This window comes from Actinomadura sp. 7K507 (assembly GCF_004348425.1).
GTDB lineage: Bacteria > Actinomycetota > Actinomycetes > Streptosporangiales > Streptosporangiaceae > Spirillospora.
The window spans coordinates 1-18,802 of record NZ_SMKK01000031.1; the positions used below are offsets into that span (position 1 = coordinate 1).

The window sequence follows — 18,802 nt, forward strand, 5'->3', positions numbered from 1 at the left end:
GGTATCGGTCGAGGCGGGAGTGGTTCGCCAAGTCCCGCCGCCTGCACGTCCTCAAGGACCGCCTCGCACGCGTGCAGGCCGACTGGGACGCCGGGCGGGTGCGGGTGGTGCGCGGCGGCAGGCGCCTGCTGAACACCCGCCACCACCTGGACGCCGCCGGGCTGACCGAGGAGCAGTGGCGGGCGCGGTGGGAGGCCGGGCGGTGGTTCTGGCAGGCCGACGGCGAAAGCGGGAAGCGGTACGGCAACGAGACCATCCGCGTCACCCCCGACGGCGAAGTATCGATCAGGCTGCCTGCCCCTTTGGCGCATCTGGCCAACGCCCCGCACGGCCGCTACGTCCTGACCGCCCGGGTGCGGTTCGCGCACCGGGCCGCCGAGTGGGCCGACCGGATCACCGTGGACCGGGCGGTGGCCTACCGCATCCACCACGACCCGGACCGGGACCGCTGGTACCTCACCGCATCCTGGAAACGCCCCACCACCCCCACGGTTCCGCTCGAGGCGGCCCGCGCCCACGGCATCATCGGAGTCGACACCAACACCGACCACTTCGCCGCCTACCGCCTGGACACCCACGGCAACCCGGTCGGCGACCCCATGCGGTTCGGCTACGACCTGTCCGGGACCGTCGGGCACCGGGACGCGCAGGTCCGGCACGCCATCACCGCCCTGCTGCACTGGGCCCGGCGATGCGGCGTCGCCGCCATCGCCATCGAAGACCTGGACTTCGCCCAAGACAAGACCCGGGAGAAACACGGCCGACGCAAACGATTCCGGCAGCTCATCTCCGGCTTCCCCACCGGGAAACTCAAGGCGCGGCTGGTCTCGATGGCCGCCGAGCAGGGGCTCGCGATCGTCGCGGTCGATCCGGCCTACACCTCGAGATGGGGCGACCAGCACTGGCGCAAACCCCTCACCACCAGCGATAGGAAGATGACCTGCCATGACGCCGCCTCGGTGGCGATCGGCAGACGCGCCCTCGGACACCCGATCCGGCGACGGACGACACCGCCCCGCACCCACCAGAGCGATGGGCGCGGGCATCGGACCGCCCAGGCCGAACCGGGTGCCCAGGGGCGTGAGGGAACCCGCTCGCCCGTCCCGGAACGCGCACACGATGCACGCCCCCGGACGGCGACACAACGAACGCGGGCAACCAGCGCATCCAACACCGTTCGGGACGCGCGCAGTACCGGGACGTGGGTGCAACACTCACTCCTGGATCCTGGTTAGGAACGGTGCGGATGGGTCTTGAACAGCCATGGTGCCGTACGCTTCGGGATAGTAAGGAAAGCGCAGACCAGTGAGGGGGCGGTCGTGGCGCGTGTCGTCGTAGACGTCATGCTCAAGCCGGAGATCCTGGACCCGCAAGGGCAGGCGATCGCCCGGAAGCTTCCGCAGATGGGGTTCGACGGCGTCGTCGCCGTCCGGCAGGGGAAGCGGTTCGAGGTCGAACTGGAGGGGGAGGCCGACGAGGCGGCCCTGGAGCAGGTCGGCAAGATCGCCGAAACGCTCCTCGCCAACCCGGTCATCGAGAACTTCGAGGTTCGCGTTCTCTAGCCGGAAATGGCATTGAATGCCCGTTCGTCTCCGGGGGAAGTTGGCGCGTTCCATGGGCCCACGGGCCTTTCCGCGGGCTCGGGTCATTGACTAGATTTCGCGGAACGACCCGGCAGTATAGCGATTACGGAAGATACCGCCGGGGAAGTCTTAGCTGCGTCGAGTCGTCGAGCACGCTCCGGGGACCGGGGGAACGGCCAGGAAGCCCGGGGCATGACACGAGGTGTCCGGGTGGAAATGAGGTTCTCGCTCGCGCTCCCGCGCGAAGCGCTCAGCATCCCGGTGATACGGCGGGTGGTCGGTGACGCGCTGCGGGGGCTGGGCGTCACCGAGGACTGCGTCGACGACGTACTGGTCGCCACGTCCGAGGCGTGCACGAACGTCGTCCAGCACGTCCGCGCGTCCGGTGAGTACCAGGTCACAGGGCACGTGGACGAGGGCGTTTGTGTGCTCAAAGTCATGGACCGGGGCGGCGGGCCCCGGCCGGCCCCCGAGGATCGGGGGGTTTTGGGCGAATCCGGACGCGGGATTAGGATCATGCGTGCGCTGGTCGACGACCTCGCCATCGACAGCTCGCCCGACAGGGGCACCGTCGTCAGCCTGCGGAAGCGCCTGAGCTGGCGGGACGAGGCGCTGGTGCGGCGCCTCGACCACAATCTCGTCCACAACGCCGGGTAGATTGGTACGCGCGCGGGGGGAATGCGACGCGCAGCGGGGTGATCGGCGGAGGAGAACCGCCAGTCCCGGCCGCCCCTCATTTCGGAGGAACAGTAGAGATGGATGCTGCCCGGGTCGGGGTCGTCACCTTCCCCGGTTCTCTCGACGACAAGGACGCCGCACGTGCCGTGCGGCTGGCCGGCGCCGAGCCGGTCGCCCTATGGCACGGCGACCACGATCTGCAGGGGGTCGACGCGGTCGTACTGCCCGGCGGATTCTCGTACGGGGACTACCTGCGGGCCGGGGCTATCGCCCGGTTCGCACCGCTCATGACCGAATTGGCGGCCGCCGCCGAGGCGGGCCTGCCGGTCCTCGGCATCTGCAACGGCTTCCAGGTGCTGTGCGAGTCGCACCTGCTGCCGGGCGCGCTGCTGCCGAACGCCGGCCTGCACTTCGTCTGCCGCGACCAGCGGCTTCGAGTGGAGAACACCGACACCGCCTGGACGACCGAGTACCGTGAGGGCCAGGAGCTGGTCATCCCGATCAAGAACCGGGACGGCCGGTACACCGCCGACAGGGAGACGCTGATCGAACTGGCCGACACCGGCCGGATCGTCGCCCGATACCTCGACCTGAACCCCAACGGCTCCCTCGATGACATCGCCGGGATCTGCAACGAAGCCGGCAACGTGGTCGGGCTCATGCCGCATCCCGAGCACGCCGTGGAGTCACTGACCGGCCCGTCCACCGATGGGCTCGGCTTCTTTTCCTCCATTGTCAAGAGACTGGTCAACGCATGAGCGAGCAACCGCCACACGCCTCCGGGCGCGCCACCCGGGAATCCACTGACGAGCCGTCGATGGAGTGGCTCGGCGAGCTCAGGTCCGACGCGGACGACCCCGAGCTCCAGCCGATCGACCCGTCGGTCACGCAGGCTTTCGAGGCCATGCTGGAGGAGGCCAAGCCCGCGGACCGGGCCGCCACCGCCACCCAGCCCGGATCGGCCGCTCAGCCGCGGCCGATGATCCAGGTGGACCCGTCCGCCCAGGCCGTGCTCAGGTCGGCTCAGCCGCTGCCCGGCGCACCCCTCGAAGGGCCGGAACAGCAGTTCGCCCAAGCCCTGGCCGAGGAGAGCGCCGCCGCTGACCCTGCCTCCACCCTGGCGGACCCGACGCTCACCAACCCGGACCTGAACGGATTCACCGCTCCGCCGACGGACCCCACCACCCGGGACAGCGGCCCGCAACCCCTGGCCGGCCCCGGCCCCGAGCCCTTCGCCGGGCCGGGAACGGGCCCGCAGCCCGCCGTCGAGCCAGGAGCAAGCCCTCCGCCCGCTCTGGGCACCGGCCCCCTGCCCGCACTAGGCACCGGACCTCAGCCTGCTCTGGGCACCGGACCTCAGCCCTCTGCCGGTCCCGGGACCGGCCCGCAGCCTGCGGTCGGTACGGGGACGGGCCCGCAGCAGGCGGTCGGGCCGAACACGGGCCCGCAGCCGCCCGTCCAAGCCGACCGGCCCGACGCGCAGCCCACGCCCGGCCCCGGGCAGCAGCCCGCCGCCGGGCCGAACACGGGCCCGCAGCCGCCCGTCCAGGGTGACCGGCCTGGGACCGGCCCTCTGCCCGCACTGGGCACCGGCCCTGTACCCGCGCTAGGCACCGGCCCTCAGCCCGCTCTCGGCACCGGGCCGCTGCCCACGGTCAACCCCGGGAGCGGCCCGCAGCTCACCGTCGGCCTGAACACGGGCCCGCAGCCGCCCGTCCAGCCCGAGGGACGCGGCACGGGCCCGCAGCCCGCCGTCGGCCCCGGCACCGGCCCGCAGCCCGCCGTCGGCCCCGGCACCGGCCCGCAGCGCGCCGTCGGGCGCGGCACCGGCCCGCAGCCCGCCGTCGGCCCCGGCACCGGCCCGCAGCGCGCCGTCGGGCACGGCACCGGCCCGCAGCCCGCAGTCGGCCCCGGGACGGGCCCGCAGCCCGCGCTGGGCCGCGGGACGGGCCCGCAGCCGGCCATCGAAGGCCAGGCCTACTCCGGCACGGACACCGTGGCCATCGCCGCCGCGTCCCCGGAGCGTCGGCAGCCGTTCGCCGAGCTGGGGATGAACGAGGAGGAGTACCGGCGCGTCCGCGACATTCTCGGGCGCCGCCCCACCTCGGCCGAGCTGGCGATCTACTCGGTGATGTGGAGCGAGCACTGCTCGTACAAGAGCTCCAAGGTCCACCTCCGCCAGTTCGGTGACAAGGCCCCGAAGACGGACAAGTTGCTCGTCGGCATGGGCGAGAACGCCGGCGTCGTGGACGTCGGCCAGGGGCTGGCGGTCACCTTCAAGGTGGAGTCGCACAACCACCCGTCCTACGTGGAGCCATACCAGGGCGCCGCGACCGGCGTCGGCGGGATCGTGCGCGACATCATGTCGATGGGCGCCCGGCCCATCGCGGTGATGGACTCGCTCCGGTTCGGCCCGGCGGACGCCCCCGACACCCAGCGCGTCCTGCCCGGCGTGGTGGCGGGCATCGGCGGCTACGCCAACTCGCTCGGCCTGCCCAACATCGGCGGCGAGACGGTCTTCGACGCCTGCTACGAGCAGAACCCCCTCGTCAACGCGCTCTGCGTCGGCCTCATGAGGCACGAGGACATCCAGCGCGCCACGGCCCCCGGCCCCGGCAACCAGGTGATCCTGTTCGGTGCGCTGACCGGCCCGGACGGCATCGGCGGCGCCTCCGTCCTCGCCTCGGCGAACTTCGATGACGAGTCTCACCAGAAGCGGCCGTCCGTCCAGGTGGGCGACCCGTTCATGGAGAAGCTGCTCATCGAGTGCTGCCTGGAGCTGTTCAACGAGGACCTCGTGGTCGGCATCCAGGACCTCGGCGCCGCCGGCGTGTCCTGCGCGACGACGGAGCTGGCCGCGGCCGGCACCGGCGGCATGCACGTCAACCTCGACGCCGTCCCGCTCCGCGACGAGACTCTCCTGCCCGAGGAGATCCTCATGAGCGAGTCGCAGGAGCGCATGATGGCGGTGGTCACGCCCGACAAAGTCGAACGCTTCATGGAGATCTGCGGCCGCTGGGAGATCCCGGCGACCGTGATCGGGACGGTCACCGACACGCGCCGGCTGGTCATGACGTGGCGGGGCGAGACGATCGTCGACCTCCCGCCGACCACGGCCGCCGACGAGGGCCCGGTGTACCGGCGCCCCCTGGAGCCCCCGCTGGACCTCGGCGCCCTCCAGTCCGACACGCCGGGCCGCCTCACCCGCCCGTCCAACGGCGACGAGCTGCGCCGCACGGTGCTGTGGCTGGCCGGGTCGCCGAACCTGGCCGGCAAGACGTGGGTGACGTCGCAGTACGACCGGTACGTGCTCGGCAACACCGTGATGGCCATGCCGGAGAACGCGGGCGTGGTGCGCATCGACGACGAGTCCGGGCTGGGCATCGCGCTGTCCCTCGACGGGAACGGCCGCTACACCCGCCTGGACCCGTACGCGGGCGCGCAACTGGCCCTGTCCGAGGCGTACCGCAACGTCGCCGCCACGGGTGCGCGGCCGCTGGCCGTCACCAACTGCCTCAACTTCGGCTCCCCGGAGGACCCCGGGGTCATGTGGCAGTTCGCCCGCGCGGTCGAGGGCCTGGCGGACGGCTGCCAGTACCTCGGCATCCCGGTCACGGGCGGCAACGTGAGCTTCTACAACCAGACGGGCTCCACGCCCATCAACCCGACCCCGGTCGTGGGCGTCCTCGGCGTCCACGACGACGTACGGCGCCGCGTGAACATCGGGCTCACCACCGACGGCGCCACGATCGCGCTGCTCGGCGAGACCCGCGAGGAGTTCGGCGGCTCGGAATGGGCGCACGTCGTCTACGGGCACCTGGGCGGCCTGCCGCCGCTGGTGGACCTCAAGGCCGAGACGTCGCTGGCCTCCGTGCTCGTCAACGCCGTCCGCGACGGGCTGGTGACCGTCGTCCACGACCTGTCGGACGGCGGCCTGTCCCAGACGCTCGTGGAGTCGTGCCTGCGCGGCGGACTGGGGGCCCGCATCACGCTGCCGGGCGACCCGTTCGTGGCCCTGTTCAGCGAGTCGGTGGCCCGCGCCATGGTCGCCGTCCGCCCGGGTGCCGAGGCGCGCCTGGCGGCCCTGTGCGAGTCGGCGGGCGTCCCCGTCAGCCAGATCGGCGTGGCCGGCGGCGACTCCCTGAGCGTCACGGGCCACGGCCCCGACGGCGAGCAGCAGGAACTGTTCAGCATCCCGCTGTACGAACTCCGGGAGTCCCACGAACGCATGCTCCCGAGCTACGCCGACTGACCCTCCACACCCACCCACGTCCACACCAGACAAGAAAAGGGCGCCCCCTCACCGGGGCGCCCTTTCTGCATGAGCCGGAAGGCTCAGAAGACCGAGATGTGGACGTGGTCGTAGTGGTTGGCGGTGTTGCCGCCTCGGTTCTCCATCGCGCGCCAGCCGGGGCTGCGCATGTCGTAGATGCGCTGGCGCCAGATGACGTACTTGACGCCGAGGGAGCTGGCGTTGGAGATGGCGTACTGGGCCGCCTGGTCGCCCTGGGTCTGCGCGCTGCCCGAGGCCATGACGCCGCCGGTCGTCACCATGAAGTCGCAGGCCTGGCCGGTGCCGTGGTCCTGGGCGTCGACGCCGCCGCGGACGCAGCCGATGGTGGGGAAGGGGCCGAACTCCAGGTCGATGGCGTTCTTGGTCTTGAGCATGCGGGACGTGACGCCGCCCAGGCCGCTGACCGGCGACTCGGGCTTGTACTTCTTGACCAGGGCCTCGATCTTGGTCCTGCGGCTCTTCAGGTCCTTGATCTCCTTCTTGACCTGCGTCATCTTCGCCTCGGCCTGCTTGCGGGCCTGAGCCTGCTCGTTGATGAGCTTCTGGATCTGCTCGACCTTCGCGTGCTGGTTCTGGGCCATGTGGCTGACCAGGCTGGCGTTGCTGAGGAGCTCGCTCGGGTTGGAGGCGGACAGGAAGGTGACCGTGGGGTCCTCGCCGTTCCTCATGTACTGGGTCGCGGCGAGCTGGGCGGCGATGCTGCGGGCCTCGATGAGGTCCTTTTCCAGGGTCTTCGACTTCTGGTGCGCCTTCTTGGCCGCGTACTGGATGTCCTTGAGCTTGGCCAGGTCGCCGCCGAGTTCCTTCTCGAGCTGCTCGATCTGCCGGTTCAGCTTGGCGAACTTGGCGCTGTCGCCCGGGTCGAGCGGGACGTACGCGGCGGCCGCCGGAGACGCGGCGGCGCCGGACGGAGTGGCGGTACCGAACAGGGGCAGTGCGGTGGCGAGCGCCACGAGAGCCACGGCGGCGCGTCGCCTACCGTGCCTGCGTGTGGAGGCGGGGGTCTCCACGTGCTTCTCCTCTCGTCACGGCCGAAGGTCAATGAACATTAAACAACCGTCTGCAGTTTCGCCAAGGCTAGACCCCTGCGGCGAGTGAGACGGCGCCAAGCGCGAGATGTCAGGCTCCTTGCTGGGAGCCGAGCCATCTTACGTGACTGGACTCACAAGGGCTCACTTCCGAGGGAACCTTAGCGGAACTATCAAGTTTTCAGTGGGCGAATCGGGCATTCCGCCGGTTCATACGTGTCGCATGCGGTTCCGGTTCAGTCGCGGATCAGGCGGCCCCCGTAGCCGAGGTTCGTGCCGGGCTTGTTCCACGTGTACTGGAGCGTGCCGTCCGGTTGCCGGGTGATCTGGACGACCCCGGCCGTGCACGGCTTCCCGACGGCCAGGGCCATCTTCAGAGCGCTCTCCGTGCCCCTGGTGAGCGTGAGCGTGCCGTTGCAGCCTTCCCGTGGATAGACCGCGCGCGCTGTGGTGCCGCCCACGTCGAACGTCACCTCCACGGGGAACGAGGCGTTGCGGCTTGTGTTGACCAGCGTCCCCTTCCACGTCCCGCCGAAGGACGACGGGATCGTCGTCACCGGACGGTTGTTCGACGCGTTGGCGCTGTCGGGGGGCGGGCCGTCATCGGCCTTGAGCTGGGGCCACAGGACCAGCGCGATGATGGCGATGCCCACGCCGACCCCGATGAACAGCGAGAGCGCGACCCCCAGCACGTGGTTGCTCGGGCGCCGCATCTTGGCGAGGGACGCCAGCGGGGAGTTGCGTCCGCCGCTGTCACGGCCCTCGCCCATGCCGGGGATCATCGGGGACGGTGCGGTGCTGTTCGCCTGCTGTTCCAGGTCGATCGCGTCGAACGTGGCGGTGGGGTCGGGGCCGCTGAACGCGTCGAACTGCGTGGTCTGTTCCGCCCGGTCGGGCTGCCGCGGCTCGAACGCGTTGAAGGTCGTGGTCTCCTCGAAGGCGGACGAGTCCAGGTCGGCGGGGGGCGTCACAGGCTCGGGCTCGGGTGGGCGTGACCGGCGCGCGCGCGAGAGCTTCCCTAGCAAGGACGACGAGGCGCTGTCCGAGGGGGGAGCCGCAGGGGAGCCTGGAGGAGGCCCCGCCGACGCGCCGGGCACCGGCGTCCCGTCTGTGAAGGTGGCTGCGACGCCAGGGCTGGCGGTCCAGGGCCCTGGTGGGCCTCCTATGGGGACCTGCGGCGGCACGGGGGGCGGCATGTGCGGTGAAGGCGAAGGTGACTCTGGCCCGGGGCGCAGCCCCGGTTGCTGTACGGCCGGCCCTGAGGCGAGGGCCCGGCCCTCGTCCACCATCGAGGGCGGCATCCGGCTTGCCAGCGGGCTGGACGAGTCCAGGAGCCGCTGCAGGAGGTCCGGGGCCGTGGGACGGTCGGCAGGGTCCTTGACGAAGGCGTCGGACAGCACTTCGCGCAGCGAATCGGGGGCCCCGGTCAGGTCCACCTCGTCGTAGACGATCCGCTGCATCACCTCGGACGGCGAACCGGTCCCGAACGGCGCCCGGCCCGTCGCGGCGAACAGGATGGTCGACGCCCACGCGAACACGTCCGCGGCGGGCCCGATGCCCCTGCCGCTGAGCTGCTCCGGGGCCTTGTAGGACGGGTCCTCGGTGATGTGCCCGGAAAAGGTCACGTTCACCGCCTCCAGAGCGCTCGCGATACCGAAGTCGCCCAGCCTCGGCCCGTCCCGCCCCAGGAGGACGTTCCCCGGCTTCAGATCGTGATGGAGCGCACCCGCCCGGTGGACGGCGGCCATCGCGATCGCCATGCCGGCCGCGAGGCGCTCGACGACCGCGCCGCCGCGCGGGCCCTCCTCGGCCACGAGCTGTTGGAGGGACGGCCCGTCCACCCACTCGCTCACCACGAAGGGACGGTCGCCCTCCACATCGGCGTCCAGAATCGCCGCCGTGCAGAAGCCGGACACCTTCCGGGCGGAGTCGAACGCGCCGGCGAACCGCGACCTGGCGACGGGCTCACCGCTCAGCCGCACATGCAGGACCTTCACGGCGACCTGGCGGCCCGCAGGATCCCTGCCGAGGAAGACGGCGCCCTGCTCGCCGACGCCGAGCCGTCCCGTGACCTCGTACGAGCCGAGTCTTCGCGGGTCACCCGGCTGCAGGGGCAGCGCCTCGGGCATCTGACGAACCTCCGTGTCCTCCGGGGACCGTGTCCCCGAGCTCCCGGTTTCGGCCGGGGTCCTTTCTACCGTCTGCGCGGCCTCGCCACGCCATCGCAGGCCGGATCGCCTTGGGCCGCGACCCGGTACCGTCGGTGGCGATGTCGCGAACACCGCTTTCTCTCGCTCTCGTGAACGAGCAGCTCGCCGCACTCGGCCTGCCGGCCCATACCGGCGCGGACGAGTCGGCCGAGCTTCGTCGCGCGGCCATGGACATCGTCCTCGCCTGCATCGAGACAGGGAAAGCCGAACCGCCCCGGCCGGTCGTCAAAGGAGCGGTGCGCTTCCTGCTCGACCGGCTCGCCGAGCTGGCGCCCGGCCGTTCCGTGGAGGTTCGCGTTCCTCCTTACGCCGCTGTCCAATGCATCGACGGCCCGCACCATACCCGTGGTACACCCCCGAATGTGGTGGAGATGGACGCGGCCGCCTGGATCGCCCTGGCCACGGGCCGGTTGGCCTGGGCCGACGCCGTAGCGGACGGACGGGTCCGCGCCAGCGGCGCGCGCGCGGACCTGTCGGATCATCTTCCCCTGCCCCTCGAACCGCTCGATGGCCTCCCCGCCGGCGGGGACGCCTCAGAGACCGGCTGAGCCGGGTTACTGGCAGATCGCCCTTTTCAGGTCTAGCGTCCTATTCGGGTCTTGCCGGGGCCGCCCGGCGCTGCCAGCGTGGTCACCACCGTCCGTTCGGGGCACGGCCTGGAAGGCGGCGTCATGCGCCCATCGTGGCAGCGCACATCCTGCCGGCGGCGCGGCGCCGTCCTGGAGGTGATCGCGTGCTGATCGCGCACTGGACGTTCGACGTCGGCACCGTGGACGGCCGCCTGGTCGCCGACGCGGCGGGCACCGGCCCCGCCGCCGAGTTGGACGAGATCGCCGAGATCGTCCCGGGCCGGGACGGGGAGGCCCTGTCGCTGCAAGGCAACGGCCGGGCGGTGATTCCCGCCACACCCCAGCTCGTCCTCAGCCAGGTGTTCGGGTTCAGCGTGGCGTTCTTCGTCCAGATCGGCGAGGAGCCGACCGGTGAATGGCGCAGCCTCGTCTACAAGCCGGTCGCCGAGCACGACGCGCGCGGCCTCGGGCTGTGGCTGTACCCGGACGCGATGAGGCTGCGGATCCAGCTCTTCACCGTCAAGGGCCCCGACTTCGTCGACAGCCGCGCCAGGCTGACCGTGGGGGAGTGGGCGCACATCGCCTTTGTCGTGGACACCGACGGGATGTTCCTCTACGTCAACGGCAGGCTGGACGCGGCCGTCCCCTTGGAACACGCCGTCGTCACACCGGCCGGACCCATCTACCTGGGCCGCGAACCCACCAAGCCCGGATTCGCGGGCCTCATGGACGATCTGCGCGTCTACGCCTCCGCGCTCGACGAGGAAGCCGTCCGCTCCTTGGCCGACTACGAGAACCCCTAGGGCGGGCCACGAGCCCTTGCCACGAGCCCTTGCCACGAGCCCTAGCGATGGGTGGCGGCGCTGCCCTTGGCGAAGGGGAACTCTCGTTCGACGCAGCCACGCCGCGACGTGTCGTCCGGGTAGCGCGCCTCGTCCCCGCACTCTGCCGCCTTGCTCAGCAGCCAGACGAGCATCCCGGCGCCGATGACGAGGGCAAGGGCGGAGCAGACGACGCCCACGACGGCGGGCCGCCGGTCGGCGTCGCGCCGCATCAGGGACACCGTCCCCAGGACGAGCCCCACAAGCGCCGGAATCATGCCCGCCAGGCACAGCACGAGCCCCACCAGGCCGACGATTCCGAGTACCTGCGAGGTCCTCGCCAGCGTGCTCCGCTTGGGCGGGGAGGGCGGCGAATACGTCTGGTACCCGGGCAGCGTCATGCGTTCCTCCACGTGTCGGTCACCAGACTCCCCCGAGATACGTGATGCCCGTGGTTCGGGTGCGTAAAGGTCCGTTAAGTACATGCCACCGATCGGAGCAGCTGAATCAGGCATCTAGACTGGCAAATGTGCCTCTCCGTGACGGACGTCTGAGCCACGACCTCGATCCCACCGACCGCCCCCCACAGGACGCGTGCGGGGTCTTCGGCGTCTGGGTGCCTGCTGACCAGGCCGCCCGGGCAGAAGTCAGCAAGCTCACCTACTACGGCCTGTACGCGCTCCAGCACCGCGGGCAGGAATCCGCGGGTATCGCCGTCAGCGACGGCTCACGCATCGTCGTCTTCAAGGACATGGGCCTCGTCGCCCAGGTGTTCGACGAATCGGTGCTGAACACCTTGCGCGGCCACATCGCCGTGGGTCACTGCCGCTACTCGACGACCGGGGCGCCCACGTGGGAGAACGCGCAGCCCACGTTCCGGTCGAGCGACGCGGGCGGGCTGGCGCTCGTCCACAACGGCAACCTGATCAACACACCGGAGCTGGCCGCAAGGCTCGCCCCCGGCGTGCTGACCGCCACGACCGACACCGAGGTCCTGACGGCCCTGCTGGCCACCCACGGCGACGGCCCCATGGCGGCGGCGCGGGAGATCCTGCCCGCCACCCGCGGCGCGTACTCCCTGGTCTTCATGGACGAGGGGACGCTGTACGCCGCCCGGGACCCGGAGGGCATCCGCCCGCTCGTCCTCGGCGAACTGGAGGGCGGAGGCTGGGTCGTGGCGTCCGAGACCGCCGGTCTCGACATCGTCGGCGCCCGCGTCGTCCGCGAGATCGAACCGGGCGAGATGATCGCGGTCGACGGCGACGGCGTCCGGTCCGAGCGGTTCGCCGAGGCGCGGCCGAAGGGCTGCCTGTTCGAGTACGTCTACCTGGCGCGGCCCGACACGACGATCGCGGGGCGCAGCGTCCAGGCCACCCGCGTCGAGGTGGGGCGCCGGCTGGCCCGCGAGCACCCCGTCGAGGGCGACATGGTCATCCCGACCCCGGAGTCGGGCACCCCGGCGGCGATCGGCTACGCCGAGGCGTCCGGCATCCCCTACGGCCAGGGCCTGGTGAAGAACTCCTACGTCGGGCGGACGTTCATCCAGCCGTCCCAGACCATTCGGCAGCTCGGCATCCGGCTCAAGCTGAACCCGCTGCGCGAGGCCATCGAGGGCAAGCGGCTGATCGTGGTGGACGACTCGATCGTGCGCGGCAACACCCAGCGCGCCATCGTCGCGATGCTGCGGGACGCGGGCGCCGCCGAGGTGCACGTGCGGATCTCCAGCCCGCCCGTCGCCTGGCCGTGCTTCTACGGCATCGACTTCGCGACCCGCGCCGAGCTGATCGCCGGGAACCTGTCGGTCGAGGAGATCCGCGACTCGATCGGCGCCGACTCGCTCGGCTACGTCTCCCTGGACGAGCTGATCTCCGCGACGCAGATCGCCAAGGACAGTCTGTGCCGGGCGTGCTTCGACGGCGTCTATCCCGTCCCGGTGGACGAGGACGCCCGCGGCAAGCACCTGCTGGAGGTCACCTGATGCCGGGTCCTACGCCGGCCTCGTATGAAGCCGCTGGGGTCGACATCGCGGCGGGTGAGCGCGCCGTCGAGTTGATGAAGTCCCGGGTGGCGCGCGCGCGGCGTCCGGAAGTAGTCGATGACGTCAGCGGGTTCGCGGGCCTTTTCGACGCCTCGGCGCTCCTGCGCTACAAGCGCCCCTTGCTCGCCACGTCCACGGACGGTGTCGGTACCAAGGTCGATCTGGCGCGCCGTCTCGGCGTGTACGACACGGTCGGCCACGACCTGGTCGGCATGGTCATCGACGATCTGGTCGTGTGCGGTGCCGAGCCGCTGTTCATGACCGACTACATCGCCTGCGGCAAGGTCGTCCCGGAACGGATCGCCGACATCGTCGGTGGCATCGCCGACGCCTGCGCTCTGGCCGGATGCGCCCTCGTCGGCGGCGAGACCGCCGAGCACCCCGGCCTCCTGGAGGCGGACGAGTTCGACCTCGCGGGTGCCGGGACCGGTGTCGTCGAGGCCGGCGAGGTCCTCGGTCCAGAACGTGTCCGCCCGGGTGACGTCGTCATCGCCATGGCCTCATCCGGGATTCACTCGAACGGGTACTCGCTCGTCCGGCACATCCTTGCCACGACGGATCTGAACCTCGAATCCGAGCCGCCGGAACTTGGTCGTCCACTCGGTGAGGAACTTCTCACACCGACTCGCATCTACGCCAAGCACTGCCTGGCCCTGATCCAGGCCGGTGGTGTGCGTGCCTTCGCTCACATCACTGGCGGCGGGCTGGCCGCGAACCTGGCCCGCTCGTTGCCCGCGAGCGTCGACGCCGTGCTCAACCGGTCGTCTTGGGAGACGCCCGCTCTGTTCCGCGTCCTTCAGGCTCACGGGGACGTTCCCCAGGCCGAGATGGACAAGACGTTCAACCTGGGCGTCGGGATGGCCGCCATCGTCGACCCGGACGGTGCCGACGAGGCCCTCCGCCTCCTGACCGCCCGTGGCGTGCCGGCCTGGCACCTGGGCGACATCGTACGTAGCGGAGTCAACGGCAGGGCCGGCGGCACCGGCTCCGCGACTCTGGTCTGAGCGACGGGCAGCCTGAGTGACGGGTAAGTCGGAGTGACGGGCAAGCCTGCGTGACGGGCAAGCCTGCGTGACGGGCAAGCCGTGACGGGCAAGCCTGCGTGACGGGCCGCTTGATTCAGGAGCCTCGCGCGCCGCGGCGGGCGCCGCAGACGCCGTGCGCGAGGGCTGAGAGGGACGCAGAGCGCCTCTCAGCCCTCACGAGTCACACGGGAAGCGTCAGCCGCCGGACGTGCCCTGCGGGCAATCTCGGCGGCGTTCGGAGACCATGATGAACCACACCCCAATGACGAGCACCTTGGCGAACAACCAGAGGTCACGACAAACGCCACCGCCCTGTGCTGCGGGCAGTGGCGCGCTGTCGGCCGGTCAACCGGAGGTGCCGTCCTTGCGGTCCTCGGTGCCGTAGTCCTCGGCGAAATCGGCGTACTTCTCGGCGAGCTCGTCATAGGAGTCTTCGCCGGAGTCGTCGACTCCCAGTTCGTCCTTCAGGCGGTCGAGGTCCGTGTTGCCACTGTTGTACTTGAGCTGTCGGGCAACCTTTACCTGCTTGGCCTTGGCTCGGCCGCGACCCATTGGCTCGACCCCCTCGATGGTCAGGGCTTTCTTGGGCCCATCCAAGCGCGCGTGTACCACACGGACCGGTGCCTGATGAGCCATGCGTCAGTCACGGGTACAACCGTACCCGTTTTGCGCCCGGCTCGGTACATCGACGGTACGTGGCGGCGCCTCCGTTGCTGATAACAACAGTGTATCCCGTGGTCACGGGTACGTGCCAAAGCCGCCGGGGGACGGTCGTACAGTCCTCCACGGCGGCCCTGGCAACGGTTTTGCAACGGTCTAATCAGGCCAGCGAATCCTCTGGAGACCCTCTGGCTCAGACCAGGATGCCGCGCAGCCTGCCGATCTCGGACATCCTGCGCTCAGCGAGCCGGTCGGCCGCGGCCGCCGGCGGGACGCCCTCGTCGGCCCCCAACGCGAAGATCTTTCGGGTGGTGTCGTGGATGCCCGCGGCGCGGGCCTTGGCACGGTCGAAGTTGAAGCCCTCGATCTCGTCCGCGACCTGGATCAGGCCACCGGAGTTGACCACGTAGTCGGGTGCGTACAGGACGCCGCGGTCGGCGAGGCGCTTCTCCACACCGGGGTGGTCGAGCTGGTTGTTGGCGGCACCGCAGACCACCTTCGCCTTCAGGGCCGTCACGGTGTCGTCGTTGAGAGAGCCGCCGAGCGCACATGGTGCGTACACGTCGAGCTCGGTACGGATCATCGCGTCGCTGTCTGCGACGACCTCGACTTCCGGGTGCGTTGACCGGACCCGGTCGATGGCGGGCTCGTTCACATCGCAGATCACGACGTCCGCGCCGTCCTCACGCAGGTGCTCCACCAGCCGGTGACCGACCTTCCCGACGCCCTCTACCCCGACCCGCTTTCCCTGCAGCGTGGGAGATCCCCACATGGTGTCGGCCGCGGCGCGCATCCCCTGGAACACGCCGAACGCGGTGAGGATGGACGAGTCGCCGGCGCCTCCGTGCGCGACCGTCCGGCCGGTGACGAAACTGGTCTCGCGGGCCACGACGTCCATGTCCTCGCTGAACGTGCCGACATCGCACGCGGTGTAGTAGCGGCCGTTGAGGGACTGGACGAACCGTCCGTACGCCCTCAGCTTCGCCTCGGACTTGTCGGTGGCCGGGTCGCCGATGATGACCGCCTTGCCGCCACCGAGATCCAGCCCGGCCATCGCGCTCTTGTACGCCATGCCCCGGGACAGGTTGAGCACGTCGGCCAGGGCCTCGTCCTCGGATCCGTACGGGTAGAAGCGTGTGCCTCCCAAGGCCGGGCCGAGCGCGGTGGAGTAGATCGCGATGATGGCGCGCAGGCCGCTGGCCTCGTCCTGGCAGAAGACGACCTGCTCGTGTCGGGGTTCGGTGCCCTTGTGGGGCGCCCCGAAGACATTAGGCACGGTAGTGCCCTCCTCTCTGTCTCTAAGATCAGCGTAGGACGCCCGATGCCGTCCCGCCCGGCCGAATCTCGTGTAACGATGCGATGGTGCTTCCGTACGCCGCGTACCTACGGGTTTATGAACCGGTGACCGCCTTCCCGGAACCCGCGCGGACCCTGTGGACGGTCTACGCCGACTCCAGGCGCCGCCCGCGGCGGATCCACGCGCTCGGAGTCGAGCACCGTGACGCCACGCTGAGGATGACCGGCTCGCCGCCGGAGGTCGTGCCGGAGCGGGAGAGCAGGGACGCCTACGTGCGCCGCCTGGACGACATGATCTACGTGTGCCCGTGGGAGACGCGGCTGCGCTCATGGCTGGCCTTCGAACGCTTCAGGGACGAGCACGCCGCCGGTGTCGCGGCCGCGTTCGTCCCGCCGCCGCTGTCGGAGCGGGTGATGAGCGACTTCGGGCAGTGGAAGAACGCGGGACGGTCGCTGCGCCCCCACATCCTCACGAGCACCTGGCACGTCCCGCTGGACTGGTTCGTGCCTTTCGCGCGAGGTGAGCGGTGCCTGATGCTCGGCACCCCTGGGACGGGTTACAGCAAGTCGGACGACGTGTCGGAGGAGCAAGGAGGCCATGGCCCGGCGACGGCCGCGCCGGCCCGGACCCTCATCTACGTCACCTCCATGGGCGAAGCGCGCCAGCGGGTCTCCGCTGCGCTCCCCGTGGTGCGCGAGAACCTCGGGGACGGGACGGGCGACGTCCATCTCCTGTCGGCCGGACGGCTGGAGACGCTCGGCCGGTGGCTGGGCGGCTTCCACCCGCGCGCGCTTGTGGAACTCGACTACGGAGGGCTCGTCCATCTGATGGACGACCGGGCGCTCAGCGCGGACGAGTCGGTGGCGGAGATGGCCGTGGCGCTCACCGGGATGGAGCGGGGAGAGGCCGAGCTGACCGTGGCGATGTACAAGCGGCTCCTCGCTCGCTGGAGGCCGGTCCAGGCTCTGGAGACGGCGAACTAAAACAAATTTCCCGAATCCCTGCGCGATACGACTATACGTGTCGCTAGAATCACGCAGCGTGACTCAGAGGCCATCGCACCGGCGCAGCACCCCGGATCCTCGGGGATGTTTGCACGCAACTCCTGCCAGGAACTTGCTTGTAGCGCTGAGTGGTGGCAAGGTTACACGTTGTGATGTCATAGTGGCTCTTTCGGGCCATAGGGGACATCAGTGACCGCGCGAAGATCAAATCGCAGGATCGCTGTCATCGGTCCATGGAGGAGAGGCCGCAAACATGTCAGCACGTACGCCAGAGGCCGAGCCCCTGCTGACGCCGGCGGAGGTGGCGACGATGTTCCGCGTCGACCCCAAGACCGTCACGCGGTGGGCGAAGGCGGGAAAGCTCACGTCCATCCGGACACTGGGGGGGCACCGCCGCTACCGCGAGGCAGAGGTGCGAGCGCTGCTCGCGGGAATCCCGCAGCAGCGGTCGGAGTAACCGTTGTTCGCTGCGCCGCCCCCGGCGCCGGACGCCGAACCGCGTCCGATGCCGGGGACGGTGCAGACGGTTACACAGAAGTGGTCGCGTAGGAGTGGAAGTGGTCGCGTAGGTGCGGCCGCACTGTCGTGACTGCGCTGACGTGCGCGGAATTTGGGACACACGAGACTTTCTGTCCACATGAGGACAGGGTTCTCAGGAGGGGACACTGAGTCCGTGATTGGACAAACTGTCCAAGGGTGACGGCGTCCGGGCCCCACGAACGGGGTCTTATGAGCCGGGTGCGAGCCGGGCCCTACGAGCTCAGCTCCTCCTGGGAGAGGCGGTCGAACAGCTGGCCGGTGCCCGGGTCATGGCGTCCGGCCGCGTGCAGCATGACGACCAGGTGGTCGACCAGCAGGCTCTCCAGCTCGGGACGGCCCACGTCGCGGTTCTCCAGCCAGTCCAGCCCGGCGGTCTCCACGGCCGCCATCCAGGAGCGCAGAGTGATGCGCAGGATTGGCTGCGGGGTTTCGACGTCCAGCGATTGCAGGACCCGGTTCAGCACCAGCTGCCGGATCCCGTCGACGATCTCGCCGACCTCGCCCGACCGGTCGGCCGGTCCGCCGCGCAGCAGGGCCGTGTAGCCCGCGGCGTGGCTCTCCACGAAGTCGAAGTAGCGCCGCAGCGAGATCCGCAGGCGCTCCATCGGCTTGCCCTCGGTGGGCGGTTCGAGCAGCACCGACAGCTGCTTGGCGGCGCTGCCGAGAGCCGCGATGTACAGCTCGTACTTGCCGCCGAAGTAGTGGTAGACCAGGGCGCGCGAGGCGCCCGCCGTGGCCGCCACGTCGTCGATCGAGATGTCCTCGGGCGAGCGCGTGCTGAACAGCTGCAGCGCCGCCGCGATCAGTTCGTCCCGCCGTTCGTCGACGCTGAGCCTGCGGCGGCCCGTGCCGCCGCCGCCCTGCCGGTTCCGCGCCCTGCCGCCGGCCACCGCACGATCTCCCACCTGGGCAGCGTATCCGAGCCCGGGAGGCGGCACGCCATACCGATTAGGCACGAAACGGGCTTTTCGCCCGGTCGAGATCGCCTCGACGCGGCTGTGACCCGGAACACCACAGGCCCGAACCACCATTGTCGGATGCCCGTTACTCCCTGT

At 70.3% G+C, this 18,802-nt stretch carries 17 protein-coding genes; 11 read left to right on the top strand and 6 right to left on the bottom strand.

From position 1 onward, the window contains the following. The 5 genes from E1285_RS09800 to purL all read left to right on the top strand — a co-directional run. The coding region (locus E1285_RS09800) for an IS200/IS605 family element transposase accessory protein TnpB (protein ID WP_132150344.1) at window positions 1–1,235 on the top strand (1,235 nt) is incomplete at its 5' end. 84 nt (window positions 1,236–1,319) lie between these two features. After that, entirely contained in the window at window positions 1,320–1,562 is a 243-nt protein-coding gene (gene purS / locus E1285_RS09805; RefSeq protein ID WP_131877690.1) for a phosphoribosylformylglycinamidine synthase subunit PurS, read from the top strand. 237 nt (window positions 1,563–1,799) lie between these two features. Beyond that, window positions 1,800–2,240: an ATP-binding protein gene (locus tag E1285_RS09810; RefSeq protein ID WP_243722686.1), complete on the top strand. Its 441-nt coding sequence runs from the start codon at window positions 1,800–1,802 to the stop codon at window positions 2,238–2,240. Between the two features lie 98 nt (window positions 2,241–2,338). After that, window positions 2,339–3,019: a phosphoribosylformylglycinamidine synthase subunit PurQ gene (purQ, locus tag E1285_RS09815; protein ID WP_132150348.1), complete on the top strand. Its 681-nt coding sequence runs from the start codon at window positions 2,339–2,341 to the stop codon at window positions 3,017–3,019. After that, window positions 3,016–6,513 (top strand): phosphoribosylformylglycinamidine synthase subunit PurL, encoded by a 3,498-nt coding sequence (gene purL / locus E1285_RS48395; protein ID WP_347814070.1) that lies wholly within the window; start codon window positions 3,016–3,018, stop codon window positions 6,511–6,513. The genes purQ and purL overlap by 4 nt, the downstream gene beginning before the upstream one ends. 83 nt (window positions 6,514–6,596) lie before the next feature. Here the strand turns inward: purL and E1285_RS09825 are convergent, their stop codons facing one another. Then, window positions 6,597–7,565, bottom strand: a complete 969-nt coding sequence (locus E1285_RS09825; protein WP_132150350.1) for a hypothetical protein — start codon at window positions 7,563–7,565, stop codon at window positions 6,597–6,599. A gap of 254 nt (window positions 7,566–7,819) precedes the next feature. Further along, window positions 7,820–9,712, bottom strand: coding sequence for a serine/threonine-protein kinase (locus E1285_RS09830; RefSeq protein WP_132150352.1), 1,893 nt, complete (start codon window positions 9,710–9,712; stop codon window positions 7,820–7,822). Window positions 9,713–9,852: 140 nt separating this feature from the next. Between E1285_RS09830 and E1285_RS09835 the strand changes: the two genes are divergently transcribed. Beyond that, entirely contained in the window at window positions 9,853–10,341 is a 489-nt protein-coding gene (locus E1285_RS09835; protein WP_132150426.1) for a sterol carrier family protein, read from the top strand. Window positions 10,342–10,526: 185 nt separating this feature from the next. Next, on the top strand, window positions 10,527–11,165 hold the full coding sequence (locus E1285_RS09840) for a LamG domain-containing protein (protein WP_132150354.1): 639 nt from the start codon (window positions 10,527–10,529) through the stop codon (window positions 11,163–11,165). A 41-nt stretch (window positions 11,166–11,206) separates the two neighbouring features. Here the strand turns inward: E1285_RS09840 and E1285_RS09845 are convergent, their stop codons facing one another. Continuing rightward, the gene (locus tag E1285_RS09845; RefSeq protein WP_132150356.1) at window positions 11,207–11,584 is read right to left on the bottom strand and encodes a hypothetical protein; all 378 of its coding nucleotides are present in this window, start codon (window positions 11,582–11,584) and stop codon (window positions 11,207–11,209) included. A gap of 128 nt (window positions 11,585–11,712) precedes the next feature. Here E1285_RS09845 and purF point away from each other — a divergent pair, with 128 nt between their 5' ends. Together purF and purM are read left to right on the top strand one after the other, a co-directional pair. After that, window positions 11,713–13,161, top strand: coding sequence for an amidophosphoribosyltransferase (gene purF / locus E1285_RS09850; RefSeq protein WP_207946509.1), 1,449 nt, complete (start codon window positions 11,713–11,715; stop codon window positions 13,159–13,161). Continuing rightward, window positions 13,161–14,225 (top strand): phosphoribosylformylglycinamidine cyclo-ligase, encoded by a 1,065-nt coding sequence (gene purM, locus E1285_RS09855; RefSeq protein WP_132150358.1) that lies wholly within the window; start codon window positions 13,161–13,163, stop codon window positions 14,223–14,225. Before purF ends, purM begins: the two co-directional genes overlap by 1 nt. 366 nt (window positions 14,226–14,591) lie before the next feature. On the opposite strand, the gene E1285_RS09860 is transcribed toward purM, so the two are convergent. Continuing rightward, window positions 14,592–14,798 carry a DUF3073 domain-containing protein gene (locus E1285_RS09860; RefSeq protein ID WP_132150360.1) on the bottom strand — a complete coding sequence of 69 codons (207 nt, stop codon included), beginning with the start codon at window positions 14,796–14,798 and terminating at the stop codon, window positions 14,592–14,594. Between the two features lie 301 nt (window positions 14,799–15,099). Further along, complete coding sequence (locus E1285_RS09865; RefSeq protein ID WP_132150362.1) at window positions 15,100–16,182, bottom strand: Glu/Leu/Phe/Val dehydrogenase dimerization domain-containing protein; 1,083 nt, start codon at window positions 16,180–16,182, stop codon at window positions 15,100–15,102. Between the two features lie 125 nt (window positions 16,183–16,307). Here E1285_RS09865 and E1285_RS09870 point away from each other — a divergent pair, with 125 nt between their 5' ends. Then, complete coding sequence (locus E1285_RS09870; protein ID WP_347814071.1) at window positions 16,308–17,186, top strand: hypothetical protein; 879 nt, start codon at window positions 16,308–16,310, stop codon at window positions 17,184–17,186. A gap of 274 nt (window positions 17,187–17,460) precedes the next feature. Further along, on the top strand, window positions 17,461–17,664 hold the full coding sequence (bldC, locus tag E1285_RS09875; protein ID WP_012850682.1) for a developmental transcriptional regulator BldC: 204 nt from the start codon (window positions 17,461–17,463) through the stop codon (window positions 17,662–17,664). A gap of 295 nt (window positions 17,665–17,959) precedes the next feature. On the opposite strand, the gene E1285_RS09880 is transcribed toward bldC, so the two are convergent. Then, window positions 17,960–18,652: a TetR/AcrR family transcriptional regulator gene (locus E1285_RS09880; RefSeq protein WP_243722687.1), complete on the bottom strand. Its 693-nt coding sequence runs from the start codon at window positions 18,650–18,652 to the stop codon at window positions 17,960–17,962. Window positions 18,653–18,802: the final 150 nt, after the last annotated feature.